Raw genomic sequence first — 25,092 nt, 5'->3', positions numbered from 1 at the left:
CGCGAAATCACCGGGGATTGGGAGCCTCATCTCGAGAAAATGACGGACTTCTGGTGTTCTGTCGTCCTCAAGAGCGGCGACTATCACGGACGCCCGGTGCCGGCGCACCTCAAGCTCAAGGATGTCACCGAGGCCGATTTCGATATCTGGCAGGCCCTCTTCGGCCAGACGGCGGCCGAACTCTTCGCCCCGGAAACGGCGGCGGTGTTTGTCGACAGAGCCGAGCGGATCGCGGCAAGTCTGAAGCTGGCGATGTTCTTTCGCATTGGTCCCGCCGCGCCAGGCGCACGCCAATAGGCGAACTTGGCGAAACCCGACCGATTGCTTCAAGGCTCGAAAGGCCAGCGCCAGGTTTGATTTTACGCAAGGAAAGCGTCCCTCGCGGCTTCTAGTTTCCTCGCATGGCTCTCAACCTCTTCGTCGGCACGATCGTCATAAGCCTGACGGTCGTCATTCACACCTTCGGCCTCATTGCCGTCACCCGTGCGATGGGACATCTGGTGGCGCGATTTCGCATGCATGGTCGGCGAAGCCGGGTCGTTGCAATGATCAGCGTGGTGATGGGCCTTTTTGCCGTCATGACAGCCGAGGTCTGGTTGTGGGCGGGCGTGTACCGCCTGCTCGGCGTCCTGCCCGACTTCGAGACCGCGCTGTATTTTTCAACCATCACCTTTTCGACCGTCGGCTATGGCGACGTGGTGCCGGCCCATGATTGGCGCGTGCTAGCGGCGCTGGAAGGCGTGAACGGCTTTCTTCTGCTCGGCTGGTCGACCGCCTATCTGATCGCGGCCGGAACGCGCATCGGCCCGTTCAGGGCTGGCGAGCACTTTTGACCGGGTGGACACTCAGACCGCTACCGAATGCCTGGCCTTGCCGGCTTCAAGATATTTGTCGAACTTCGCCGCAATGCTTCTCACAAAGGGGCGACTTTCGGCCGGCACGACGAAGCTGTCGCCATCGAGTTCAAGCAATCGCCCAGGACCATCAAGAGCAGTGGAACTTGCCTTGAGCAGAAGCCTTTGACCAGCATCGCCAAAGCGCTCTACCAGTTCGATCGCCGAGAAGGCGAAATCGCACATCAGCCTCTCGATGATCCAGCCGCGAACGCGGTCGTCGTCGGAAAGTGCGATACCGCGGACGGCCGCCAGCCCACCGTCGGAGACCATGCGCCCATACTCGGCGGTCGACGGCATGTTCTGCGCATAGCCTTGGCGAAATTGACTGATGGACGACGGGCCGAGGCCGATCAGTGTTTCGCAGCGATCCTCCGTGTAGCCTTGGAAATTGCGGCGCAAGCAGCCGGTTCTGGCCGCTACGGCCAACGCATCGTTGGGCTTGGCGAAGTGGTCGAAGCCGACGGCTTCATATCCCGCGTTCAGCATAAGACAAGCGGCCAGTTGTGATTGAGCAAACCGCTCCGCCGGACCCGGCAACCATGCCTCGTCGATCATCGTCTGGTGCTTCTTGAACCAGGGCACATGTGCGTAGCCGAACAATGCCATCCTGTCCGGTTCCAGGGTCAACGCCTGCGCGACGGTGGAGGACACGCTCTCCCTGGTCTGGTGCGGCAGGCCGTAGAGCAGGTCCAGATTGACCGATTCGACACCGCGCGTGCGAACGCCGTCGACGACCGCTTTGGTCTGCAAAAAGCTCTGCTCGCGATTAATTGCCTTTTGCACCTTCGGGTCAAAATCCTGGACCCCGAGGCTCGCCCTAGTCATGCCGATCTCGGCAAGCGCATCGAGGCGGGCGTCATCCATATCATTGGGATCGATTTCGACGCTGATCTTGGCGTCCGGAAGAAAATCGAAGCTGGCCCGCAATGCTTTCCCTACCTCCACCATGTCCTCGGGCTTCAGCATCGTCGGAGAGCCGCCACCGAAGTGGACGGCGCGCACGCCGGCCTTGCCACCGACAATGCGGGCGATAGTGGCGATCTCGGCATGCAAAGAGCGGAGATAGGCGGTTACCGGGTCATAGTGACGGGTCTGCTTGGTGTGGCAGGCGCAGAACCAGCAGAGCCTGTCGCAGTAGGGAATATGCAGATAGAGCGAAATCTCGTCGCCTTTCCCGAGCGCCTCCAGCCAGCCTCGACAGACAGTGGCATCGACCCCCGGATGGAAATGCGGCGCGGTCGGATAGCTCGTGTAGCGCGGCACGTTCTCGCCAAGCCTGGCAGCTAGTTCCGGTCGCATGTCGCCATCCCTTGTGTTTGCATGGCCAGGAAAATGGCCGCGACGGGACGCAAATGCCTTGATTTCGGTCAAAGCCCTTGCACCGGACAAACTGCCACAAGGCGTTTTCAATGGGCCGATGCTATTTTGCCGATACCCTGGATCCTCGGACGATCGTGATGACAGTGCGTGAGGATATTCATAGCGTCGGCATTCCTGTGCTTTGCCAATCATGCGAGGCAAGGCATCGCGGCGTTTGCGGTGCCCTCGACCCCGACCAATTGGTTGGGCTCGCCAAGACCTCGTCAAGGCACAGTGTCGAGCCGGGCAGCGAATTGATCGGCGACGCCGAAACCGTCGACAGCTACTCGAACGTGCTTTCCGGCGTGGTGAAGCTGACGAAGAGCCTTTCGGACGGACGCCAGCAGATCGTCGGCCTCCAGTTCGCGCCGGACTTTCTGGGACGACCTTTCAAGGTGGAAAGCGAGATCAACGCGGAAGCGGCGACCGCTGTCTCCCTTTGCTCGTTTCCGAAGACGGCGATCGAACGGATGATGAAGCAATCGCCGGAGCTCGAGCATCGCCTGCTCAAGCAAACGCTGAACGAACTCGACGAGGCGCGCGACTGGATGGTGACGCTGGGACGCAAGACCGCCGCGGAAAAAGTGGCGAGCTTTCTGCTGATGATTGCCAGAAATATCGATCCCACGCTCGATCCAGCCACCAACGCGACAAGCTTCGACCTGCCGCTCACGCGCGCCGACATCGCCGATTTCCTCGGCCTGACGATCGAAACGGTGAGCCGCCAATTGACCCGGCTGCGGACAGACGGCGTGATCCGGATCGACAACAACCGCCATGTGACGGTGGACAGCCTCACCCGGTTGGAGAGCCGCTCTGGCGCCTAGAGCCGGATGATTTCAGGTTGAATCGACCTGAAAGCTGAATCCGCCTCTAAATCAAAGCGATAGAGCATGATGTCGGCCGAAAACCGCCTCACACTTTTCGGCATCATGCTCTAGTCCCGGTCGACGATCCCGATCATCGGCAGGACGTGCTCGCGTTCAAACGCGATGTGCCGGCGCAAGTTCTCGAACAGGCCGCGCAACATGAAGCCGATGGTTTCGGGATTCTCGACTGTCTCACCATGACCGATGGCCAATAATATTTCGGTCACCTCACTGGCAAAGCATTCGTCTTCCACATGTTCGGCCCGCAATCGCCGGGTTGAGGCAAGGTTCGCACCGCTGCCGGTCAAAGCGGCATCGTAGGCGGGAAAGATGACCGTCTCTTCGTATTGATGAATGTTGCGCAGCAACGGAACGATCGCGTTGGCCGTGCCGAGACATTTCAGACGATCGACGCTGGGCAAGGCGTCTGCAATTCTCTCCAGGGCATCGCAGAGCTGCAGCTTTTCCCTGTGCGCGCGCTTCATCACCGCGGCCGGGACCGCTTCTCTGCAGGATCGATCGGCTGGTGCGGGATTTTCATCGCCTGCTCCGAACAGCGACGTTCCCGGTCCTTTCGTCTGGCTCAACGGCGGCCCCCGGTTGGTTTGCAAGACCACGCTGCCCAATCCGAAAGCGCTGAGCTTTGACATGGATCAAGGCGGTGACACTACGGCTGAGGAATTGGTGTCCAGGCGGATTGGCGTCCGCGCATCGGAATCCGAGGTCGGGGACATGTCATGAAATTCGGCACACAAATCTTCGCTTTGGCCCTTTTTACATTTGCGGCTCTGGTGGCCGCTGGCTTCGGTGTGGACGAGCCCTTCCGGCAGCACATGTGGGTGCTGTTTTTTGTGCTGCTCGGTTTTGTCGCCGTCCTTATCCGCAACACGAGCTTTGAAGCTGCCGCTCCCATCGATGCATCCGCTTACATGGATGGGCCGGTCCGTTACGGCGCCGTCGCCACCATGTTCTGGGGCGTCGTCGGCATGCTGGTCGGCGTGGTCATCGCGCTGCAGCTCGCCTACCCCGATCTCAACATCCAGCCCTGGTTCAATTTCGGTCGTTTGCGGCCGCTGCATACGTCGGGCGTGGTCTTCGCTTTCGGCGGCAACGCGCTGCTTTGCACGTCTCTGTATGTCGTGCAGCGCACCTGCCGCGCGCGGCTGTTCGGCGGCGATCTCGCCTGGTTCGTGTTCTGGGGTTACCAGCTCTTCATCGTCATGGCGGCGACCGGCTATCTGCTCGGCATCACCGAGAGCCGCGAATACGCCGAACCCGAATGGTATGTGGACATCTGGCTGACCATCGTCTGGGTCGCCTATCTCGTCCTGTTCCTCGGCACGATCCTGAAGCGCAAAGAACCGCATATCTACGTCGCCAACTGGTTTTACCTGTCCTTCATCGTGACCATCGCGATGCTGCATGTGGTCAACAACCTGTCGATGCCGGCCTCCTTCCTGGGCTCCAAGAGCTATTCCGCCTTTTCCGGGGTGCAGGACGCGCTGACGCAGTGGTGGTACGGCCACAACGCCGTTGGCTTCTTCCTCACCGCCGGGTTCCTCGGCATGATGTATTACTTCGTGCCCAAGCAGGCGAACCGGCCGGTCTACTCCTACCGGCTGTCGATCATCCATTTCTGGGCGATCATCTTCCTCTACATCTGGGCCGGTCCGCATCATCTGCACTACACCGCCCTGCCCGACTGGGCGCAGACGCTCGGCATGGTGTTCTCGATCATGCTGTGGATGCCGTCATGGGGCGGCATGATCAACGGCCTGATGACGCTGTCGGGCGCCTGGGACAAGCTCCGTACCGATCCGATCATCCGCATGATGGTGATGGCCATAGCCTTCTACGGCATGTCGACCTTCGAGGGGCCGATGATGTCGATCAAGACGGTCAACTCGCTGTCGCACTATACCGACTGGACCATCGGCCACGTCCATTCCGGTGCGCTCGGCTGGGTCGGCATGATCTCGTTCGGCGCGATCTACTACATGGTGCCGAAGCTCTGGAACCGTGAACGCCTCTACTCGCTGCGGCTGGTCACCTGGCATTTTTGGCTGGCGACGCTCGGCATCGTCGTCTACGCGGCGGTGATGTGGGTGTCCGGCATCATGCAGGGCCTGATGTGGCGCGAATACGACGAGCAGGGCTTCCTGGTCTACTCCTTCGCCGAAACCGTCGCCGCCATGCACCCCTATTATGTCATGCGCGCCATCGGCGGGGCCATGTACCTCTCCGGTGCCCTGATCATGGCCTGGAACATCACCATGACCATCCTCGGATACCAGCGCGCTGAAGAGCCGATGCCGGGCTCCGCACCCTCCCTGCAGCCTGCCGAATAAGGAAGCCAGAGAATGAGCCTGATGGACAGACACGCACTCATCGAGAAGAACGCCACGCTTCTTCTCGTTGGCTCCCTTCTTGTGGTGACCGTAGGCGGCATCGTCGAGATCGCGCCGCTCTTCTATCTCGACAACACGATCGAGAAGGTCGAGGGCATGCGGCCCTACTCGCCGCTCGAACTTGCGGGACGCAACATCTATGTGCGCGAGGGCTGCTACCTCTGCCATAGCCAGATGATCAGGCCTTTCCGTGACGAGGTCGAGCGCTACGGCCACTACAGCCTGGCGGCAGAGTCGATGTACGATCATCCTTTCCAATGGGGATCGAAGCGCACCGGACCGGATCTCGCCCGGGTTGGCGACCGTTACTCGAATTTATGGCACGTCGAGCACCTTGCCGATCCACGTTCGGTCGTCCCGGAATCGATCATGCCGAGCTACGCGTTCCTCAAAGACGCGCCGATCGACGTGAAGGACTTCTCAACGCATCTGGTCGCCAACAGGCGGGTCGGCGTCCCCTACAGCGATGACATGATCGCCCACGCCAATGCCGATCTGATGGCGCAGGCCGATCCCAACGCCGACACATCCGGCCTCGAAGCCCGCTACCCCAAAGCCAAGATCGGCGACTTCGACGGCAACCCGCAACAGGTGACCGAAATGGATGCCCTCGTTGCCTATCTGCAGATGCTCGGCACGCTGGTCGATTTCAAGAACTACGACGAAGCCGCCGGCTACCGCTGAGGAGTCTTATCCATGGATTACAATTTGATGCGAGAGTTTGCCGACAGCTGGGGTCTGGTCGCCATGGCGCTGTTCTTTGTCGGCGCAATCGCCTTCGCGCTGCGCCCCGGCAGCCGCAAGCTGGCCGACGAAGCCGCCCGGATTCCCCTTGAGGACGAGTGATCATGAGCGACGAGCACATCGACGAAATCTCTGGCGTCTCGACCACCGGCCACGAATGGGATGGCATCCGGGAGCTGAACAACCCGCTTCCGCGCTGGTGGGTCGTCACGTTTTACGTCACCATCGTCTGGGCGATCGGCTACACCATCGCCTATCCGGCATGGCCTCTGCTGCACTCGGCAACCAAGGGCGTCCTTGGCTATTCCAGCCGCAACGAGGTCAAGAACGAACTGACCGCTGCTGAAGCCGCCAAGGGCAAGTATGTTGCGGCGGTCGAGTCCAAGAGCGTTTCTGAGATTGCCGCGGACGACACCTTGCGCGAGTTCGCGGTCGCTGCCGGTGGCGCCGCATTCAAGGTCAATTGCGTGCAATGCCATGGCTCCGGCGCCCAGGGCTCCAGGGGCTTTCCCAATCTCAACGACGACGATTGGCTCTGGGGCGGCAAGGCCGAACAGATCCAGCAGACGATCACGCACGGCATCCGCTTCGCGTCCGATCCGGATACGCGCCTGTCGGAAATGCCTGCCTTTGGCGACATCATAACCGCTGACCAGATCGCTCAGGTGAGCGCCTACGTGGCCAGCCTTTCCGGCAAGGTCCAGGACGCAAGCCTGGTCGCGCCTGGCGCCAAGGTCTTTGCCGAGAATTGCGTGTCCTGTCACGGCGACAACGCAAAAGGCAACAAGGAACTCGGGGCTCCAGATCTGACCGACGCGATATGGCTCTATGGCTCCGGCGAAACAGCCATCGCCGCTCAGGTTCGCGCGCCGAGGCAGGGGGTAATGCCAGCCTGGGGCGCACGCCTGGGCGAAACCAAGGTCAAGGAACTGGCGGTCTACGTTCATTCGCTTGGCGGCGGAGAATAGGAAGCGGGGGCCTATTCTCATCCCTTCACCGCCCGAGCGACGAGGCCCGGCGTGTCCGGGCCTCGGTTTGTTTCGGCAACCCGGTTTGACTTGCATCAACGCGCGTGGCGCTGCCCTGCGGCAAGACTTCCCTACGCTGGCGGCCCAGGCATGGGCAGATTGCCGCCCGCGCGAGTGGAGGTGCATGTGCTGGACAATACGCAGGTAGAACGGCTCGAAGCCGAGGCGGTCAACTCCGCCAAAGTGCGCCAGCCGATGTATGCCGCGCGCAAGAAGATCTTCCCCAAGCGAGCCTCGGGCAGCTTTCGCCAGTTCAAATGGCTGGTGATGGCGATCACGCTCGGCATCTACTATTTGACCCCGTGGTTACGATGGGATCGTGGTCCGTTTGCTCCGGACCAGGCCGTGCTGCTCGATCTCGCCAACCGCCGCTTCTACTTCTTCTTCATCGAGATCTGGCCGCAGGAATTCTACTATGTGGCCGGCCTGCTGGTCATGGCCGGCGTCGGTCTTTTCCTGGTCACATCCACGGTTGGCCGTGCCTGGTGCGGATATACATGCCCGCAGACCGTATGGGTCGATCTGTTTCTGGTCGTCGAGCGGGCCATCGAGGGCGACCGCAACGCGCGCATGAAGCTCGATGCCGGGCCGTGGACCGCCCGCAAACTCGTGCTGCGGGTATCGAAGCACGCCATCTGGCTGGTCATCGGTGCGGCGACCGGCGGCGCCTGGATCTTCTATTTCGCCGATGCGCCGACGCTGGTCGGCGAGCTCTTCACCGGCACTGCGGCACCCGTCGCCTACATCACCGTCGCCGTGCTGACGGCGACGACCTATACGTTCGGCGGGCTGATGCGCGAGCAGGTCTGCACCTATATGTGCCCATGGCCGCGCATCCAGGCAGCCATGCTGGACGAAAGTTCGCTCACCGTCACCTACAATGACTGGCGCGGCGAACCGCGGTCGCGCCACGCCAAGAAGGTGCAAGCAGCAGGGCAGCCCGTTGGCGACTGCGTCGACTGCAATGCGTGTGTCGCGGTCTGCCCAATGGGGATCGACATTCGCGACGGCCAGCAGCTCGAATGCATCACCTGCGCGCTTTGCATCGACGCCTGCGACGGCGTCATGGACAAGCTTGGCAAGGAGCACGGGCTGATCTCTTACGCAACGCTCTCCGACTACAACGCCAATATGATGCTGGCGACCGCGGGCGGCTCCGGTTCAGTCAATCCGTCGCTGGTCAGGACCGCTGATGGCCTGTTCTCCGACAAGGTGGCCCATTTCCATATTCGCAAGATCTTTCGCCCACGCACGTATGTCTACATGGGCTTGTGGTCGCTGATCGGCCTGGGCCTGCTCTATTCGCTGCTGACGCGCGACAGGCTCGAAGTCAACGTGCTGCATGACCGCAATCCGCAATTCGTCACGCTGTCCGACGGTTCGATCCGCAACGGCTACACGGTCAAGCTGCTCAACATGATCCCCGAGCCACGGACGGTCGTCGTCACCATGCAAGGCTTGCCAGGGGCTGAAATGAGCGTGGTCGGGTACGACATCCCGGCAGGCCGTTCCTTCGCCATTCCGGTCGAGCCCGACCGCCTGAAGATGCTGAAGGTCTTCGTGCGCCAGCCGGTCGATCAGATCCGCGGCATAGCGCAGACCTTCAAGTTCCGTGTCGAGGACAAGGCGAGTTTCGAGGCGGACGAATACACCGCCACTTTCAACGCGCCGGAGACCGCCAGATGAGCGCGAATACGCAGAAATCCCGCGAATTCACCGGCAGGCACATGTTGGCCATCATCCTTGCCTTTTTCGGGGTGGTGATCGCGGTCAATCTGACCATGGCGACGCTCGCCAACACGAGCTGGACGGGCCTTGTCGTCGAAAACACCTATGTGGCGAGCCAGCAATTCAACAAGCAGGCCGAGGAGGGTCGCGCGCAGGCAGCGCTCGGCTGGACCGGCAAGCTGACCATCGCATGGGGCGAAGTTCGCTACGGGCTCACCGATTCCGCCGGCAAGCCTGTTCCCTTGCATGGCGTCAAGGTGCTGTTTCGCCATCCCGCCTACGAGAAGGAGGACAAGGCCGTCACGCTCGCGCTCGCCTCCGGCCAGGAGTTTGCCGCGCAGCACATGCCGAAGGACGGCGTCTGGATCGTCGAGATCGACGCCGATGCCGGTCTGGCGAAACCCTATCGCGACGTCCGCAGGATCATGATTTCCCATGGAGCGCTGCAATGAGCTGTTGTGCGCCGGGCGCTGAAATGGCGTTGGATGTCTCGAGCACCACATCGGTCCTACCATCTAGCGAGGAGATCCGGCTGGCGAGCCGATCGCTTGGCGATGACCTTCGCCAGACCGATCTTTCCGTGCCGACGGTTCATTGCGCGGCCTGCATCCAGACGATCGAGACGGCATTGGGAAAACTCGAGCGCGTCGAGGGCGCTCGTGTCAACCTGTCGACGAAACGGGTCTCGGTCCGGTGGCGTGGGGACGAGGTTCCACCGTTCGTCGCCGCGATTTGGCGGCTCGGCTACCAGGCGCATCTCTTCGCTCCCGAGGCCGACGCGAAGGACGGGACGCTTTCGGAGTTGATCCGCGCGGTCGCGGTTGCCGGGTTCGCGGCGGGCAACATCATGCTGCTTTCGGTCTCTGTTTGGTCAGGTGCTGAAGGTGCAACCCGCGACCTGTTCCACTGGGTCTCGGCGCTTATCGCCATCCCTGCCCTCGCCTTCGCCGGCGGCATCTTCTTCCGCTCGGCCTGGAATGCGTTGCGCCACGGCCGCATGAACATGGACGTGCCCATCGCGGTCGGGGTGTCGCTCGCCTACGCCATGAGCCTCTATGAGACGATCAACCATGGCGATCACGCCTATTTCGATGCGTCGGTGTCGCTGCTGTTCTTCCTGTTGATCGGCCGTACGCTGGATCATGTCATGCGGGAACGTGCCCGGACCGCCGTGAAAAGCCTGTCGCAGCTGGCGGCGCGTGGCGCCATGGTCCTGCGCAGCGATGGCGCACGCGATTACCTGCCGGTTGGCGAGATCGAACCAGGCATGTTGCTGCTGATCGCAGCAGGCGAAAGGATACCCGTCGACGGCAAGATCGTTCAGGGGGCGTCGGATCTCGACTGCTCGTTGGTTTCCGGCGAGAGCACGCCGAAAACCGTGGCGTCGGGGGAACGGGTTCAGGCCGGTACCCTCAATCTCACCGGCTCGCTGACGATCGAGGCGACAGCCGCCGCGAAGGATTCGTTCCTGGCGGAAATGGTTCGGCTGATGGAGGCCGCCGAGGGCGGCCGGGCGCATTATCGCCGGATCGCCGATCGCGTTTCGGCGCTCTATGCCCCTGTGGTTCACCTGACCGCCTTCGTGACGTTCCTTGGCTGGATGGCGGCAACCGGCGACTGGCATAGGGCGATCACCATCGCCATTGCTGTTCTCATTATCACCTGCCCGTGCGCGCTCGGCCTCGCCGTGCCGATCGTTCAGGTGGTCGCCGCGCGGCGCCTGTTCGAGAACGGCATCATGGTCAAGGACGGTTCGGCCATGGAGCGCCTGGCGACGATCGATACAGCGGTGTTCGACAAGACCGGGACACTCACGCTTGGACAGCCCCGGCTCGTCAATGCATCGTCGATCGACCCGGCCATGCTGGCAATCGCAGCCGACATGGCCGCGCATTCGCGTCATCCGTTTTCGAAGGCCATCGCCGGATTTGCCTCTCCTGGCAGGCAACAAAAATTCGATGCCGTCACCGAGCATCCCGGGTTTGGGATCGAAGCTGCCGACTCCGGAGCTATCTGGCGGCTGGGCCGACGCGGATGGGCCGGATGGAAGGCCCGGACCGGCGGCGAAGGCAAGCATGGCTATGGCGGAACGGTCCTGACGAAAGACGGCATCATCGTCGCCACCTTCGATTTCGAGGATGCGCTGCGTGCCGACGCCAGGGCGGCAGTCGAGCGATTGAACGATGTCGGGATGTCGGTGCAAATGCTGTCTGGCGATACCGCAGGGGCCTGCGCCGAAGTCTCGAAAATTCTGGGTGTCGGCGACTTCGTTGCGTGCCTGCTGCCGTCCGGCAAGGTCGAATGCATCGAGACCCTGGCGAAAGACGGACACAAAGTCCTGATGGTTGGCGACGGCCTCAACGACACGCCTGCGCTGAGCGCGGCGCATGTCTCGATCGCACCGGCGACCGCAGCCGACATTGGCCGCAACGCGGCGGACTTCGTATTCCTGCGCGAAAGCCTTCTGGCCGTGCCTCTCGCACTGAACATCTCGCGGAAAGCCGGGCGGCTGATACGCCAGAACATCGCGATCGCGATCGTCTACAATGCCGTCGCCGTGCCGATCGCAATCCTGGGACAGGTCACGCCATTGATTGCGGCGATCGCCATGTCCGCCTCCTCGCTGCTGGTTATTGGAAACGCGCTACGGCTGCAGGGCTTTGGGCCGCACACTCCAGCAAAAAGCACCGCGGCCGACAGGCGCGCCGGCTTTGGTGCACTGGCACGATCCTCATGACGACGCTCGTCTACCTCATACCTGTGGCGCTGTTCCTCGGCGCGCTCGGGCTGGCCGGCTTCCTGTGGGCCTTGAGGAGCGGTCAATACGAGGACCTCGACGGGGCGGCGGAACGGATACTCATCGACAGGGACGACAAGTCAAATTGACGTCCGTCGACGCCGGAGATGACGCAGATCAAGGCATGCCTCACACAAGGCCCCGATAATGATCCGATAGATGTTGGAGGAGGCAGACATGCAAGCCGCAGCCATAATGACCGCTCCGGTCATCGGAATAGAACCAACAGCATCGATCTCCGATGCGGCAGGGTTGATGCTCTCCAAGAAGTTCAGTGGCCTTCCCGTCATTCGCAGCGATGGCACGCTGGTGGGCATTGTCAGCGAGGGCGATTTCCTCCGCCGGGGAGAACTGGGCACCAACCGCAAACGCTCACGCTGGCTGGAGTTTCTTGTGAGCCCCGGAAGAGCCGCTGACGAATATGTTCAAGCCAACGGACGCCGTATCGAGGAGGTGATGACGACGGATGTCGTAACGGCATCGCCGGGCGTATCGCTGCCCGAGATCGTCGAGCTCATGACGTGCCATCGCGTGAAACGCATTCCGGTTGTCGACGACGGGAAAGTCGTTGGCATCATCACCCGTTCCGACATCCTGCGTGCGCTGCTCACCGTCCTGTCGGCCCCTTCGGCAGCCAGGGACGACGAACGGATCCGCCAGGACATCATCGCCGAGCTTGCGAGGCAGAAATGGGCCGGCAAGGATATGATCGACGTGACCGTGGCCAAAGGGGTGGTGGAGCTGAGCGGCGCCATCTTCGACGAACGCGAGCGCCAGGCGGCCATTGTCGCCGCCGAAAACGTCGCCGGCGTAAAGGCAGTGAAGGATAGGCTTTTCTGCCCGGGGCCCCTGTCGGTGGTGCTCGTCTCTTAGTTAGCACCAAAGAATTCGCGGACTCCGCATTGCGCGACCCGACATCCGAATTGGCAAAATGTCCGCGTTGAACCTAGATCAAGGCTACCGCTATCAACGGTCGAAGCAGCAACAGGGCGAATAGAACAAGCGCAGCGCCCGCGACTCTGTCTGCCGCTTTTTTGCCTCCGTTCAGCCGACTGCCGAGCAATATCCACATCGACCCGGTGGCAGCCGTGGTCACTAGGAGCACGATCCAGAAGAGGCCCAGTTCGTACGGCCCCGCGTCTACCGGCACGATTGCCAGACAATAGATAAAGGCTTTCGGGTTGAGTGCAGTGGTTGCCAGAACCGAAAGGCTATCGCCGCCGTCGGACGCGTTGACCCGGTCGGTGCCTATCAGACGCAGGCCAAGAATTACGAGCCATACAGCTGCGGCCAGCTTGAGCACCTGGATGGCGCCGGACGGCAGCAAGGGTCGCAGCAAAAGCCAGCAGGCCGCTGCGATCCCGTAGCCGCAGGCCTGTGCGACCAGGAGTGCAATTGCCTTCTCTCGCTTGACCGCCCCCGCCATCAGAAGAGCGTTGGTTGGCCCGGGCGCGATAAAGAGCAGAAATGCTTCCAGGAAAAATAGAGTGTCCAAAACGGCCTGGTCCCGTGGATGCAAATGTATCACAGAAGAACTCGGTTTGATGCGTTGACTCTCGTCAGCCCCAAACGTCGAACGGCATTCGCAGACCTCTTTGCTGCAAGCAAGCTATAGGACACTAAATACGCACCAGCCCGTGTCTGGCGCTGAAAGCACTATCGGCGGCCGGCCGCATGCTGCAGCCGTGCGATCAGGTCGCGGTTACGGCAGTAATCCGGCGGATCATCCGCTTGCCGGTGTTCGTCGAGCCAGTTCGAGCATTCATCCTGGTGTCCGCAGGAGCGGCAGCGGTCCACCGCCCGATTTGTAACGGCTGCGTGGTCCGCGACGATCTTCAATTGTCTGTCGACGCCGAGCTTCCGCATCATACGGCCCATCAGGGCTGTCCTTGCGTCCACTGAAATCAGGTAGTCGAGAAAGGTCACGTCGGTCACTCCTATTTCTCAGCCATCTTTCCCAGCCATCATCGCCATGTTGGCGACCACTACATTGATCTCGGTCAACAGCGCGACGCACGCTCGGCCATCGTTCCAGCTTGTGACTGCGTGTGGCGACTTGAAGAAGCTGACGCGACACGCGTTCAATAGGACATCAAGCGATTGATGCCGTTGTCCTCGATCAGCGAGCGGGTGACGCCGCCGAATGCCCATTCCCGCAAACGGCTATGACCATAGGCGCCGGAGACGATCAGGTCCGCATGGATCGAGCGCGCGAATGCCAGCAGCCGGTCGCCGTCGGCCTCGCCGGCGATCAGTTCGGTCCGTGCCATGATGCCGTGATGCTCAAGAAAAACCGCCACGTCGGCGAGACTGTCGCGAATGCTTTCGTCGCGGTCGGTATCGATGGTGGCAACGACAACTTCGTTGGCCTTGGCCAGGAAGGGCAATGCATCCACCATCGCCCGTCGCGCTTCCCGGGTGTCCTTCCAGGCAACAAGCACGGTTTTCGCCATGACATGCTCGACATTGCTCGCGGCGACCAGGACCGGCCGTCCAATTCCAAGTGCGAGGCTGCCGACATCCACGGCGCGAAACACATTTTCGCCTTTCCCGCTGCCGGTAACGACAAGATCGGCGGCTCTGGCCGAAGCGCTGAGGAAGCGGGTTGGGCTGCAAACGGCTTGGCCCCATTCGCTAAAGATCGAAGCGGGAACCAGTTCCTCGAATTCGGCACGCAGTTCGGCAAGCCGTTTTTCGATCTCCGTGCGCTGGATCTGCATGATCTCGCCTTCGTAGACCATGCCGTCGCCTGTCGCGACCAGTGGCGGGACATCTGCTGCCGCCAGACCGATAAGACGGGCTCCAAACCGTTCCGCAAGCTCGATCCCCAATTTCACCATGGCCGCCGGAGGTGCATCCACGGCAAGATTCACGATGATTGACTTGTAGGACATGATGGAGGCCTTTCGCTGGACCGGTGAAATACGATGGTGAAATGGCATCCATCGGCGCTCGACGCCTTGATGCGTGTCAAAGAACCCGCCAATTGCATCCGTGCGAAAAAAGTCGGCCTCGATCCGTTTTGCCTGTACGGAGAGAAGTGATAGTTAGCCTCTCTTGCAGGCGTATCGAGCCCAGGGATCTCAGGTGAGCCAATACGAAGCGCCTATTTTGTCGGCCGGCGGCGCGATGCTGAAATCAGTCTTGTCGCAAATGTTCGAGCAGGCTCCGGGCTTCATGGCTCTGATGCGCGAGCCGGACCATGTCTTCGAACTGACCAATGCTGCCTACCAACGGCTGATCGGCCACAGGCGGGTGATCGGAAAGTCGGTGCGCGAGGCCCTTCCAGAGTTGGAAGGTCAAGGCTTCTTCGAACAGCTGGACCAAGTGTACAAGACCGGCGAACCGTACAGAGGCCAGGGCATGAAGATTGCCCTTCGCAACAACAACGACGAACCGGCAGAAGAGCGCATCCTGGATTTCGTCTACCAGCCGATCAAGGCCGACGATGGTCGCATCACGGCCATCTTCGTCGAAGGCACCGATGTCAGCGAACTGTCCTTTGCGAATGCCGCACTTCGGTTGCGTGAGGATCATCTGCGCTCGATCCTGGCAACGGTGCCAGACGCAATGGTCGTCATCGACGAACAAGGCCACATCCAATCCTTCAGCACGGCCGCGGAAACGCTGTTCGGTTACAAGTCCAGCGAAGTCATAGGCCAGAATGTCAGCCTGCTGATGCCGGCGCCGTATCGTGGCGAACATGATGCCTACCTGCACCGCTATCTGACGACGGGGGAGCGCCGGATCATCGGGCTTGGTCGCACCGTCACCGGGATGCGCAAGGACGGTTCGACCTTCCCCATGGAGCTTTCAGTCGGCGAGATGCACCCGGGAACGGGACGCTTCTTCACCGGCTTTTGCCGCGACCTGACCGAGCGCCATCGGGCGGAAGCGAGAATACAGGAGCAGCAGCAGGAATTGCTCCACATGGCGCGATTTACCGCGCTCGGCGAAATGGCCTCGACGCTTGCACATGAGATCAATCAGCCACTGACGGCCATCACGAACTACCTCAAGGGCAGCCGCCGGCTGCTCGAGAAGAGTACGGAAGAGAACGCCCCTATGCTGCGCGATGCCGTGGAAAAGGCGGCTGAGCAGGCCCTGAGGGCAGGAAATGTCATTCGTCACCTGAGGGACTTTGTTGCGCGGGGCGAAAGCGAGCGTCGGGTCGAACGACTGCCGGCGCTGATCGAGGAAGCTTCGTCGCTCGCCCTGGTCGGCGCAAGGGAGATCGATGTCCGCGTCAGCTACGAGCTTGATCCCGCCGCCGAGCTGGTGTTGACCGACCGCATCCAGATTCAGCAGGTTTTGCTCAACCTCATGCGCAACGCGGTGGAAGCCATGCAAGGTGTACCGCGCCGCGAGTTACACGTGAGGACCGTCGCACGGGAGGATGGGATGGCCGAGGTAAGCGTGACGGATACAGGCACCGGCCTTGCGCCAGAAGTCTCGGCCCAACTTTTCCAGCCCTTCGTCACAACCAAGAAGCAAGGGATGGGGGTCGGACTCTCCATTTGCCGTACCATCGTCGAGTCGCATGGCGGCCACATCTGGGCCGAGCCAATGCCCACCGGAGGAACAGCATTCCGGTTCACATTGCGCATCGTTGAGAAGGAAGAGGTCGCCAATGGCCGGCAATGATCTTGTGCATGTCGTCGACGACGACGTCGACGTCCGCAAGTCGCTTGGGTTTCTTCTCGCCACAGCCGACTTTGCCGTGCGCCTGCATGAATCAGCGACAGCCTTTCTGGCCGCGACGACAGACAATATTGATGGCTGTATCGTGACCGATGTGCGCATGCCGGGTATCGACGGCATCGAGTTCCTGCGACAGCTTCGGACTCGCGGACATAGGCTTCCGGTTATTGTCATGACTGGCCATGCCGATGTGGCACTCGCCGTCCAGGCGATGAAGGAAGGCGCTGCTGATTTCGTCGAAAAGCCGTTCGACGACGAGATGCTGATCGACGCGATCCGCTCCGCCTTGGCCAATCGCAATAGGATAGATGCAACGCACCCGCAATCCGCGGAAATCCGCGGGCGTCTGTCTACACTATCGGATCGGGAGCGGCAGGTGCTGGATGGACTTGTGTCGGGTCTGCCGAACAAGACAATCGCCTATGATCTGGGGATCAGCCCGCGCACTGTCGAAATCCATCGCGCCAATGTCATGAGCAAGATGGCCGCGAGCAGCCTGTCGCATCTGGTTCGCATGGCACTCATCGTGGATCCCAAGCACTAGGGCGACCGAGAGATAGAGTTGCCGATATCTGCCGGTGTCTTGTCCGGCACCCAGTCGCGCCAATGGGTCGGGTGGATGTCGAGATAGGCGCCGGTCGCGGCGTTCCTCCATCCTTTCCGCGTCTTCATGCAGGGAAATACAAGCGCATGCTCGCCATCCTCGTCGAGGACGGCCAGTTCGAGATCGCTGTCGAACGGAGCGCTTAGGATCGGCTTCCACATCCCCCTAGGATGCGCGAGATGGCATGCCTCGCCTTGATTTGAATCAGTTTTCGACACCCGAATGCAGCCTCGAGCTGGCTGCCCTGCGTCTGCCGAACCGCACCTTTTGATCGCGATCAATGTCCATCTTGGCGGTTGGGCTACTTTCCCTGCTCATAAGGAGAAACGCGATGCACGAAATCAAGGTCGATGAAGCGCTGTGGGCGTCCAGCATGCTTCCCGAGGGCATTGTGGAACGATGGGTCGTTGCCAGCGGCACCACGATCAAGGCTGGCGATAGAATAGCCGAGGTTCGAATTGAAGACGCGCTGCATGAGATCGTGTCGCCGGCAAGCGGTCGCGCGACGATCATGGCCCCCGTGAATGCCGTGATCGAACCCGGATCGGTTCTGGCAACATTGGACGATACGATCCGGGCCGACTGACGGCGCATGCCGACCACCGATCGGGCATCGCCGGCAGTGGGTCGGATGCAGGAAATTGATCCGGCGCGATGCTCACGCACTCCCGGGATTGGAAGCGAGCAATTGACATGACCCAAATGTCTCACACATCATTTTCTGGCTTTTCCCACGCCGCGCAGCAGGCTCAGCAGTGGGTCAACGAACTCGCCAGGGACCTCTGCTGGAGCGAGCCGAGCGCGTACCGGCTGCTGAAATCCGTTCTGCATACGCTGCGAGACTGGTTGTCGCCTGCGGAAACTGCCGACCTTGCGGCGCAGCTCCCTGTCTTGGTTCGCGGCATCTATTTCGAGGGTTGGCAACCAACGAAAGCACCTGCCTGCAAGCGAACGAAGCGAGACTTCATCATCGATGTCAGAAGCGGTTTCGGCTACGATGACGAAGTCGATTTCGACACTGCGATCGGTGCAGTTTTCAAGCTCCTCGATCGCCATATATCGCATGGAGAGATCACTCAGGTGAGAAATTCGATGAGGAAGTCACTTCATCAACTCTGGCCGGCGGACTGATGATGTTCCGCGACCGCAAGGAGGCTGGAGAGAAGCTCGGCATCGAACTGGGCAAGCTTCGATTGCGCCAGCCCGTCGTGCTCGCGCTGCCGCGTGGCGGGGTTCCGGTTGCCGCCGAAGTGGCCAAAGCTCTGAAGGCACCGCTTGATCTGATTATCGTGCGCAAGGTAGGCGCGCCGGGAAATCCTGAACTGGCCATTGCCGCAATCGTGGACGGCGAACCGCCGGACATCGTGCTGAACCGGGAGATTGTCGAAGCCTACTCGCTCGATGATGACGCACTTCGCGCCTTGATCGCGCAGGAACGACCCGAACTTGAACGTCGCCGGCTCGCCTATCGGGCAAAGCATCCACCCTTATCGATCGCGGGGAAGACGGCGATCATCGTCGATGACGGCGCGGCAACAGGAACGACGATCAAGGTTGCCATTCGTGCCCTGAGAAAACGAGCCCCCAAGGAGGTCGTCGTAGCAGTTCCTGTTTCACCGCGCGATACGATATCGGAATTGGCTGGCGAAGCCGACCGGGTGATTTGCCTTAGTCAACCAGCGCGGTTCGGTGCACTGGGCTACCACTACTTGTCGTTCCCTCAGCTTTCCGACAGCTCTGTTGTCGCTGCAATGGACGAAGCTGCCCTGCGGCAAGCGACCCGCCAACGCAAGAATCTCAAGAAGCCCGCCGGCCGCCCCACAATCGAGACTGAGCGGCAGCGTGACGGGGCCACCTCGAAAAAGTAGGAGATCGCACCGATGCTGATCCGTAGCCTTTCTGCCTTGGAATGCACGAAATTGCTGACCGCCAACCGGATCGGTCGTTTGGCATGCGCGAAGGACGGCCAGCCTTACGTCGTGCCGATACACTATGCCCATTCAGACAATCACCTTTACGCGTTTTCGATGCCAGGCAAGAAGATCGAGTGGATGCGAGGCAACCCGCTGGTGTGCGTTGAGGTCGATGAACGCGGCAAAGGGCGAGGATGGAGAAGCGTGGTGGTCGACGGCCGCTATGAGGAACTGCCGGATCAGATCGGCCACAAGGTCGAGCGCGACCATGCATGGTCCGTGCTCAGCAAGCACGCGGACTGGTGGGAGCCCGGTGCCCTCAAGCCGGCAAGACCTCCCGTTTCAGACAGCGCGTCACCTGTGTTCTTCCGAATTCTGATTCAGCAGGTGTCGGGCAGGGAAGCGGGCGAGTAAACTGCCTCCCATGGATCCGCTCATCGCCCGGCTCGGACTTGCCTTGGCAATCGGCCTGCTCGTCGGACTGGAGCGTGGCTGGCGGGAGCGGGACGCACCCGATCGCAGCCGTACGGCCGGTATTCGAACCTTCGGCATATCCGGCCTGCTCGGTGGCATTCTGGCCGCCCTGGCCGAAGCCCTTGACGCGGTTTCGGTGCTGGTCGCGGGGTTTATCGCCTTTGCCGCGATCTTCGCGTGGTACAAGGCGCGAGAAGCTGCTCATGACCAGGATTTCAGCGTCACCTCGGTCATGGCCGGCCTGGGCGTGTTCGCGCTTGGCGCACTCTGTGTAGCCGGCGACTATCGGGTTGCTTGCGCTGGAGGGGCCGCGCTCGCGGCGGTACTTGCCAGTCGCGAGGTCCTGCACGGCCTGTTGCGACGACTGACCTGGATCGAGCTTCGTTCGGCGTTGATCCTGGCGGTAATGACCGCGATTGTCCTGCCCTTGCTGCCGAACCGGACCATGGACCCATGGGGCGGTTTCAATCCTTGGGAGGTCTGGTTCCTTACGGTGCTGATGGCGTCGATATCGTTCGCTGGCTATGTCGCCGTTCGCGTTCTTGGAACCACGCGGGGTCTGCTCGTCAGCTCGCTCGTCGGTGCAATCGTCTCCTCCACAGCCGTGACCGTGGCGCTTGCCCGCAACGCGACGTCGTCGAGCAATCCGCTACCGCTGGCAGGGGCAGCTTCGCTGGCAGCGATGGTCTCATCGCTGCGCGTTTGCGTGGTGGTTTTGATCATCCAACCGAGCGTATTCGTCCCAGCCGGCATTCCCGCAATTGCGGCGGCATTCGCCTTCGCGGCCTGCGGCGCATTTCTGTTGGTGCGCGTCGGCGGGGATCAAAAAGGTGGTGGGCTGACGCGCAATCCATTCGAACTTGGTCCATTGCTGCTCTTTGCCCTGCTCTTTGCGGTGGTCTCGACCGCCAGCGCCGCACTGGCGGGTCAATTCGGCGGGCGCGGCTTGCTGGCGAGCTCGGCGCTTGCCGGAACGTTCGATGTCGATGTCTCGGTGCTCAGCGCGTTGCGCCTGGTCAGGCATTCGGTCCCTGTCGAAACCGTGGGGCAGGCAGTGCTGGCGGCGCTGGCGGCAAACGCGACCGGTCGCGTCTCGCTGGCGGTCGTTGCCGGCCCGGTCAGGTTCTGGTTGCCGTTGGCCGTAGCGACCCTGATCGCTGCAGGTGCCGGTTACTGCGCCATGGTGCTGCTAGCGACCTTCTGACCGCGCAGAAACGACTAGGCCCTCTTGATCCGGATCAAGGCGAGATCTGGTCATCGCGCTATGAACTCCGTCAAGGGAGTTCGCCATGACAGATCTGAAAGATCTTACCCCGAAATTCCGGCATGTCCGGCTGCTGCTTGCCCGCGAGAAGGGCCATCCGGGCGGTGATCGCGAAGAGGGCTATGATGTGCTCGCCCCATTGAAGAGCGACGGACGGATCGACGCCGACGAGTGGAAGTCGCACCGGGGTTCCTGCCGCGTTCGCCGTTTTCGTGCTGACGAAGAAGACTTGGTCGGTCTTCTGCGGCGCAAGCCCGGTGGACAGTGGTACTTCGACTATGCAGAAGGCGACCGCGATGACGAGATCGGCTTCCACCTCGGCGACGAACGTTTCGTCACCGGCGAATACGTGTCCATCGAACGCAACGGCACCATGCACACCTATCAGGTGGCAAGGGTCGAACGGCCTTAGAGATATGACGCCTGGAAGTACGGGGCGAGTGGGCGAGCGGGCCAAGTCATTTGTCCGGCAAGGGAGGCCTACCCGTCAGGTCCCGCGCAGCGATGCCGCCTGGGATGCAGCCTGTACATCACTGGCGACTGCCCTCTCTTCATCCGTGGGAATGACAAGCACGTTGACGCTGGAATCGGCAAGGCTGATCACGCCCTCGCCTCTCCGGTTCAACTCATGGTCGATGCCGACGCCGAGCCAACCGGCCGCGGCACCGATCTTCTCCCGGACCAACGGCGCGTTCTCGCCGATGCCGGCCGTGAACACCAGCGTATCCAGACCTCCGAGGGCAGCCGCCAGCGACCCGATCTCGCGCCCGATTCGATATACGAAGAGATCGATCGCCTCGGCGGCGGCAGGATCCTCGGAACTGATCAGCGTGCGCATGTCTCCGGATATCCCCGACACTCCGAGCAGGCCGGATTGCTCATAGAGAAGCGTGACCAGTTCGTCGGGCGACAGCTTACCGTCCTCCAGCAAATGGAGGATTATCCCTGGGTCCAGGGCACCGCAACGCGTGCTCATCACCAGGCCGTCCAGCGTCGAAAACCCCATCGTCGTGGCGATACTTCGTCCGGAGTCCATGGCGCAGAGGCTGGCACCACTGCCCAGATGGGCAACGATCGCTCGGCCTCCAGCGCGCGCGCCGTAGCGGTCGCGCAGCTTCGAAGCGATATGGCTGTAGGACAGGCCGTGAAAGCCATAGGAAACGATGCCCGTCTCGGTCATCGCGCGCGGCAGGCCGTAGATCTTGGCGACCTCCGGCCGGGCCGAATGGAATGCCGTGTCGAAGCATCCGACCTGGAGGGCTTGCGGCAGGAACTCAGCGGCCAGGGCGACAAGCTCGAGATTGATCCTTTGATGGATTGGCGCGAGCGGCTCGAGCAGGCGCAGTGCGTCGAGTGTGGGCCCGTCGAGCAGCGTCGCTCCGGTGAAATTGCGGCCACCATGGACGATCCTGTGCCCGATCCTGCCTATGCGGCGCAGGAGGTCGTGATCGGCAAGCACAGAGGCGACGGCCGCGAATGCCTTGCCAATGTCGATCGGTCCGTCACCCAGGCTTTTGTCTGTCGCCGGCTCACCCGCAGTGGCTTCGACACGCAGCCGCGGGTGCCCGGCCAGCGACGAGACGTTGCCGCGCAACAGCAGGGGAAGCGCGTCGCGTTCCTCGAAGACGGCGAACTTCAGGCTGGAGGAGCCGCCATTGAGGACCAGGACAGCGTCTGTCATGCGATCGTCCTCAGCGGCGACCGGTCGACGCCGCATCGGGATCCTGATCCCACTTCCAGCCGAGTATTTCCGGCATGTCCTGGCCATGAGCCCGGATATAGGCTCGATGCTCGAGCAGCTTACTCTCCATTGCCTGCTTCAGGCCAACCTGCACGTTCTTGAGCTGCGGAACCCAGTCAAGCACGCTTTGCACGAGGTGAAACCGGTCGAGGCCGTTCAGGACCGTCATGTCGAAGGGCGTGGTGGTCGTGCCCTCCTCATTGTAGCCGCGGACATGGATGTTGTCGTGATTGGTGCGCCGATAGGTAAGCCGGTGGATGGTCCACGGGTAGCCGTGATAGGCGAAGATGACAGGCTTGCCGGTGGTGAACAATGCATCGAAATCGCGGTCCGACAGGCCGTGTGGATGATATTCCTTTGGCTGCAGCGTCATCAGGTCCACGACGTTGACGACCCTGATCCTGAGCTCAGGAACGTGATGCCGCAGGATCTGCACTGCCGCCAGCGTTTCAAGGGTCGGAACGTCGCCGGCGCACGCCATCACGACGTCTGGCTCGTCGCCGTTCTCTGTCGATGCCCAGTCCCATATGCCGATCCCTGCCCGGCAATGGACGATGGCCTTGTCCATCGGCAGCCATTGCCACGACGGCGGCTTGCCGGCGACGATGACGTTGATCCGGTTCCATGTCTGCAGCACGTGATCGGTCACGCAAAGCAAGGTGTTGGCATCCGGCGGCAGATAGACGCGCACGATGTCGGCCTTCTTGTTGAGGGCGACATCGATGAAGCCGGGATCCTGATGGCTGAAGCCATTGTGTTCCTGGTGCCAGACATGGCTCGACAGCAGATAGTTCAGCGAGGCGACCGGCTGCCGCCACGGGATGTCACGGCAGGCATCAAGCCATTTCGCATGCTGGTTGAACATGGAATCGACGATGTGGATAAACGCCTCGTAGCAGGAAAACAGGCCATGCCGCCCGGTCAAAAGATAGCCTTCGAGCCAGCCCTGGCAGGTGTGCTCGGAGAGGATTTCCATGACCCTGCCGTCGCGGCCGAGATGAACGTCTTCGGGCAGGATCTTTTCCATCCAGGCGCGCTCGGTGGCTTCGAACACGTCCTGAAGGCGGTTCGAGGCCGTCTCGTCAGGGCCGACGATGCGGAAGTTCTTCGCGGCCTCGTTCAACTCCATCACAGCCCGAAGGAAACCGCCCATTACACGTGTTGACTCGGCCTTCACGGCGCCGGGCCGAGCGACGGCCACGGCATGGTCCCGCAGCCCGGGCAAATCGAGGGTCCGGCGCAGCAGGCCGCCATTGGCATGCGGATTGGCGCTCATGCGCCGCGCGGCTTGCGGCGTGGTGGCACGGATCGCCTCGACAGGGGCACCAGCGGCATCGAACAACTCATCCGGCCGGTAGCTTTTCAGCCACTCCTCGAGCATCGTCAGATGCGCCGGATTTTCCGCAAGGCCAGACAACGGGACCTGGTGCGCGCGCCAGAAGCCTTCGGTCTTCAGCCCGTCGACTTCCTTCGGACCGGTCCAGCCCTTCGGACTTCGCAGCACGATCATGGGCCACTTCGGCCGCAACCCCGCGTCGGCAGACCCGCCGCGCGCACCTTTCTGGATCACTTCGATGCGGTCCAGCGCATCGTCGAGCACTGTTGCCATCCGCTCGTGCATCAACGTCGGGTCATCGCCCTCGACGAAAAGCGGGTCGTAGCCATAGCCGGTGAACAGCGCGCGCAGTTCCTCTTCGGGAATGCGGGCAAGGATAGTGGGATTGGCGATCTTGTAGCCGTTCAGATGCAGGATCGGCAGCACTGCCCCGTCATGCGCCGGGTTGAGAAACTTGTTTGAATGCCACGCGGCAGCCAATGGCCCGGTCTCCGCTTCACCGTCGCCGACAACGCAGGCAACGACAAGGTCTGGATTGTCGAAGGCTGCGCCAAAGGCATGAGAAAGCGCGTAGCCCAGTTCGCCACCCTCGTGGATCGAGCCCGGCACATCGGGTGCGGCATGGCTTGGAATTCCGCCCGGAAAGGAGAACTGCCGGAACAGTTTGCGCATGCCTTGTTCGTCCAGGGATATGTCCGGACTAAGCTCGCTGTAAGTGCCTTCGAGATAGGCATTGGCAACCATCGCCGGACCGCCGTGGCCCGGCCCGCAGACGTAGATCATGTTTGCATCCCTCAGCCGGATGGCGCGGTTGAGATGGGCATAGATGAAACTCAGGCCCGGCGATGTTCCCCAGTGGCCAAGCAGACGCGGCTTGACGTGTTCCAGCCGCAAAGGCTCCCGGAGCAGCGGATTGTCGAGCAGGTAGATCTGCCCGATCGTCAGATAGTTGGCGGCGCGCCAGTATGCATTGATGTCGTGCAACTGGCGTTCGGACAGCCGCCTGCCGGGGGTTGCTGTCGTCGTGTGCTCGGTCATGTCTGGCTCCTATAGTCCCCATTTGTGAATGCCGCTCGATCGCGACATGCGCCGCTATTCATCGAAATCGCCGTGAACGGACGACCAACGCATTCGCGCGCCATTCGGTTCATGACCGCCGGACCAGTTTGCAGCGAGGTGGCCGTCAACCGGGCGTATGGCGAGCGGTCGTTTGCGCCATTCATAGTGGCG

General features: G+C 61.5%; 28 protein-coding genes. 20 read left to right on the top strand and 8 right to left on the bottom strand.

Translation table 11 applies throughout. From position 1 onward, the window contains the following. The first annotated feature begins 39 nt into the window (after positions 1-39). Positions 40-297, top strand: coding sequence for a group III truncated hemoglobin (locus tag AC1D08_RS25660; RefSeq protein WP_477225708.1), 258 nt, complete (start codon positions 40-42; stop codon positions 295-297). Positions 298-401: 104 nt separating this feature from the next. Next, positions 402-833, top strand: coding sequence for a potassium channel family protein (locus AC1D08_RS25655; protein WP_477225707.1), 432 nt, complete (start codon positions 402-404; stop codon positions 831-833). A gap of 12 nt (positions 834-845) precedes the next feature. On the opposite strand, the gene hemN is transcribed toward AC1D08_RS25655, so the two are convergent. Then, complete coding sequence (gene hemN, locus AC1D08_RS25650; RefSeq protein ID WP_457155153.1) at positions 846-2,195, bottom strand: oxygen-independent coproporphyrinogen III oxidase; 1,350 nt, start codon at positions 2,193-2,195, stop codon at positions 846-848. Positions 2,196-2,353: 158 nt separating this feature from the next. On the opposite strand from hemN, the gene AC1D08_RS25645 reads away from it, so the two are divergent. Then, positions 2,354-3,082, top strand: coding sequence for a Crp/Fnr family transcriptional regulator (locus tag AC1D08_RS25645; RefSeq protein ID WP_477424352.1), 729 nt, complete (start codon positions 2,354-2,356; stop codon positions 3,080-3,082). A 110-nt stretch (positions 3,083-3,192) separates the two neighbouring features. Here AC1D08_RS25645 and AC1D08_RS25640 read toward each other — a convergent pair whose 3' ends face one another. Further along, positions 3,193-3,774 (bottom strand): hemerythrin domain-containing protein, encoded by a 582-nt coding sequence (locus AC1D08_RS25640; protein WP_477424350.1) that lies wholly within the window; start codon positions 3,772-3,774, stop codon positions 3,193-3,195. An 87-nt stretch (positions 3,775-3,861) separates the two neighbouring features. Between AC1D08_RS25640 and ccoN the strand changes: the two genes are divergently transcribed. From ccoN to AC1D08_RS25595, 9 genes are all read left to right on the top strand, one after another. Further along, entirely contained in the window at positions 3,862-5,472 is a 1,611-nt protein-coding gene (gene ccoN / locus AC1D08_RS25635; protein WP_477417492.1) for a cytochrome-c oxidase, cbb3-type subunit I, read from the top strand. 12 nt (positions 5,473-5,484) lie between these two features. Beyond that, positions 5,485-6,216, top strand: coding sequence for a cytochrome-c oxidase, cbb3-type subunit II (gene ccoO, locus AC1D08_RS25630; RefSeq protein ID WP_095080473.1), 732 nt, complete (start codon positions 5,485-5,487; stop codon positions 6,214-6,216). Between the two features lie 12 nt (positions 6,217-6,228). After that, positions 6,229-6,378, top strand: a complete 150-nt coding sequence (locus tag AC1D08_RS25625) for a CcoQ/FixQ family Cbb3-type cytochrome c oxidase assembly chaperone (protein ID WP_023759205.1) — start codon at positions 6,229-6,231, stop codon at positions 6,376-6,378. Between the two features lie 2 nt (positions 6,379-6,380). Further along, positions 6,381-7,244, top strand: a complete 864-nt coding sequence (gene ccoP / locus AC1D08_RS25620; RefSeq protein ID WP_477424347.1) for a cytochrome-c oxidase, cbb3-type subunit III — start codon at positions 6,381-6,383, stop codon at positions 7,242-7,244. 186 nt (positions 7,245-7,430) lie between these two features. Further along, complete coding sequence (ccoG, locus tag AC1D08_RS25615) at positions 7,431-8,990, top strand: cytochrome c oxidase accessory protein CcoG (RefSeq protein ID WP_457153284.1); 1,560 nt, start codon at positions 7,431-7,433, stop codon at positions 8,988-8,990. Further along, the gene (locus tag AC1D08_RS25610) at positions 8,987-9,484 is read left to right on the top strand and encodes a FixH family protein (RefSeq protein WP_457153285.1); all 498 of its coding nucleotides are present in this window, start codon (positions 8,987-8,989) and stop codon (positions 9,482-9,484) included. The genes ccoG and AC1D08_RS25610 overlap by 4 nt, the downstream gene beginning before the upstream one ends. After that, the gene (locus AC1D08_RS25605) at positions 9,481-11,769 is read left to right on the top strand and encodes a cation-translocating P-type ATPase (protein ID WP_457153286.1); all 2,289 of its coding nucleotides are present in this window, start codon (positions 9,481-9,483) and stop codon (positions 11,767-11,769) included. Before AC1D08_RS25610 ends, AC1D08_RS25605 begins: the two co-directional genes overlap by 4 nt. Further along, complete coding sequence (gene ccoS, locus AC1D08_RS25600) at positions 11,766-11,918, top strand: cbb3-type cytochrome oxidase assembly protein CcoS (RefSeq protein WP_457153287.1); 153 nt, start codon at positions 11,766-11,768, stop codon at positions 11,916-11,918. Before AC1D08_RS25605 ends, ccoS begins: the two co-directional genes overlap by 4 nt. 88 nt (positions 11,919-12,006) lie before the next feature. Further along, a complete protein-coding gene (locus AC1D08_RS25595; protein WP_477424345.1) occupies positions 12,007-12,702 on the top strand; it encodes a CBS domain-containing protein in 696 nt (231 codons plus the stop codon). Positions 12,703-12,775: 73 nt separating this feature from the next. Here the strand turns inward: AC1D08_RS25595 and AC1D08_RS25590 are convergent, their stop codons facing one another. The 3 genes from AC1D08_RS25590 to AC1D08_RS25580 form a co-directional block, all read right to left on the bottom strand. After that, a complete protein-coding gene (locus AC1D08_RS25590; RefSeq protein WP_477394484.1) occupies positions 12,776-13,324 on the bottom strand; it encodes a hypothetical protein in 549 nt (182 codons plus the stop codon). Between the two features lie 161 nt (positions 13,325-13,485). Further along, a complete protein-coding gene (locus tag AC1D08_RS25585) occupies positions 13,486-13,764 on the bottom strand; it encodes a DUF6455 family protein (RefSeq protein WP_477225694.1) in 279 nt (92 codons plus the stop codon). 146 nt (positions 13,765-13,910) lie between these two features. Then, a complete protein-coding gene (locus AC1D08_RS25580) occupies positions 13,911-14,723 on the bottom strand; it encodes a universal stress protein (RefSeq protein ID WP_477225693.1) in 813 nt (270 codons plus the stop codon). A gap of 235 nt (positions 14,724-14,958) precedes the next feature. Here AC1D08_RS25580 and AC1D08_RS25575 point away from each other — a divergent pair, with 235 nt between their 5' ends. Both AC1D08_RS25575 and fixJ read left to right on the top strand, forming a co-directional pair. Next, the gene (locus AC1D08_RS25575) at positions 14,959-16,473 is read left to right on the top strand and encodes a PAS domain S-box protein (protein WP_477226404.1); all 1,515 of its coding nucleotides are present in this window, start codon (positions 14,959-14,961) and stop codon (positions 16,471-16,473) included. Then, entirely contained in the window at positions 16,460-17,074 is a 615-nt protein-coding gene (gene fixJ / locus AC1D08_RS25570) for a response regulator FixJ (RefSeq protein WP_477424343.1), read from the top strand. Before AC1D08_RS25575 ends, fixJ begins: the two co-directional genes overlap by 14 nt. Here the strand turns inward: fixJ and AC1D08_RS25565 are convergent. After that, on the bottom strand, positions 17,071-17,295 hold the full coding sequence (locus tag AC1D08_RS25565; protein WP_457155418.1) for a hypothetical protein: 225 nt from the start codon (positions 17,293-17,295) through the stop codon (positions 17,071-17,073). The two genes, fixJ and AC1D08_RS25565, sit on opposite strands and share 4 nt — an antisense overlap. Before the next feature lie 170 nt (positions 17,296-17,465). Here AC1D08_RS25565 and AC1D08_RS25560 point away from each other — a divergent pair, with 170 nt between their 5' ends. From AC1D08_RS25560 to AC1D08_RS25535, 6 genes are all read left to right on the top strand, one after another. Beyond that, entirely contained in the window at positions 17,466-17,720 is a 255-nt protein-coding gene (locus AC1D08_RS25560; RefSeq protein WP_457155419.1) for a biotin/lipoyl-containing protein, read from the top strand. Positions 17,721-17,827: 107 nt separating this feature from the next. After that, complete coding sequence (locus AC1D08_RS25555; protein ID WP_477394493.1) at positions 17,828-18,265, top strand: DUF2267 domain-containing protein; 438 nt, start codon at positions 17,828-17,830, stop codon at positions 18,263-18,265. Positions 18,266-18,267: 2 nt separating this feature from the next. Beyond that, complete coding sequence (locus tag AC1D08_RS25550; RefSeq protein ID WP_477424380.1) at positions 18,268-19,002, top strand: phosphoribosyltransferase; 735 nt, start codon at positions 18,268-18,270, stop codon at positions 19,000-19,002. 12 nt (positions 19,003-19,014) lie between these two features. Further along, positions 19,015-19,461, top strand: coding sequence for a pyridoxamine 5'-phosphate oxidase family protein (locus tag AC1D08_RS25545; RefSeq protein ID WP_457153087.1), 447 nt, complete (start codon positions 19,015-19,017; stop codon positions 19,459-19,461). A 10-nt stretch (positions 19,462-19,471) separates the two neighbouring features. Next, complete coding sequence (locus AC1D08_RS25540; RefSeq protein WP_477424341.1) at positions 19,472-20,725, top strand: MgtC/SapB family protein; 1,254 nt, start codon at positions 19,472-19,474, stop codon at positions 20,723-20,725. An 85-nt stretch (positions 20,726-20,810) separates the two neighbouring features. Continuing rightward, positions 20,811-21,197 carry a hypothetical protein gene (locus AC1D08_RS25535; RefSeq protein ID WP_095080458.1) on the top strand — a complete coding sequence of 129 codons (387 nt, stop codon included), beginning with the start codon at positions 20,811-20,813 and terminating at the stop codon, positions 21,195-21,197. A 75-nt stretch (positions 21,198-21,272) separates the two neighbouring features. Here the strand turns inward: AC1D08_RS25535 and AC1D08_RS25530 are convergent, their stop codons facing one another. Both AC1D08_RS25530 and AC1D08_RS25525 read right to left on the bottom strand, forming a co-directional pair. Then, positions 21,273-22,466, bottom strand: a complete 1,194-nt coding sequence (locus AC1D08_RS25530; RefSeq protein WP_457153085.1) for an acetate/propionate family kinase — start codon at positions 22,464-22,466, stop codon at positions 21,273-21,275. A gap of 10 nt (positions 22,467-22,476) precedes the next feature. Further along, on the bottom strand, positions 22,477-24,900 hold the full coding sequence (locus tag AC1D08_RS25525; RefSeq protein ID WP_457153084.1) for a phosphoketolase family protein: 2,424 nt from the start codon (positions 24,898-24,900) through the stop codon (positions 22,477-22,479). Positions 24,901-25,092 lie beyond the last annotated feature (192 nt).

The sequence above is a fragment of the Mesorhizobium sp. P2_E6 genome, assembly GCF_056403835.1.
The sequence above is the reverse complement of the archived record's forward strand: the minus strand, read 5'-3'. Positions and strand labels throughout refer to the sequence as shown.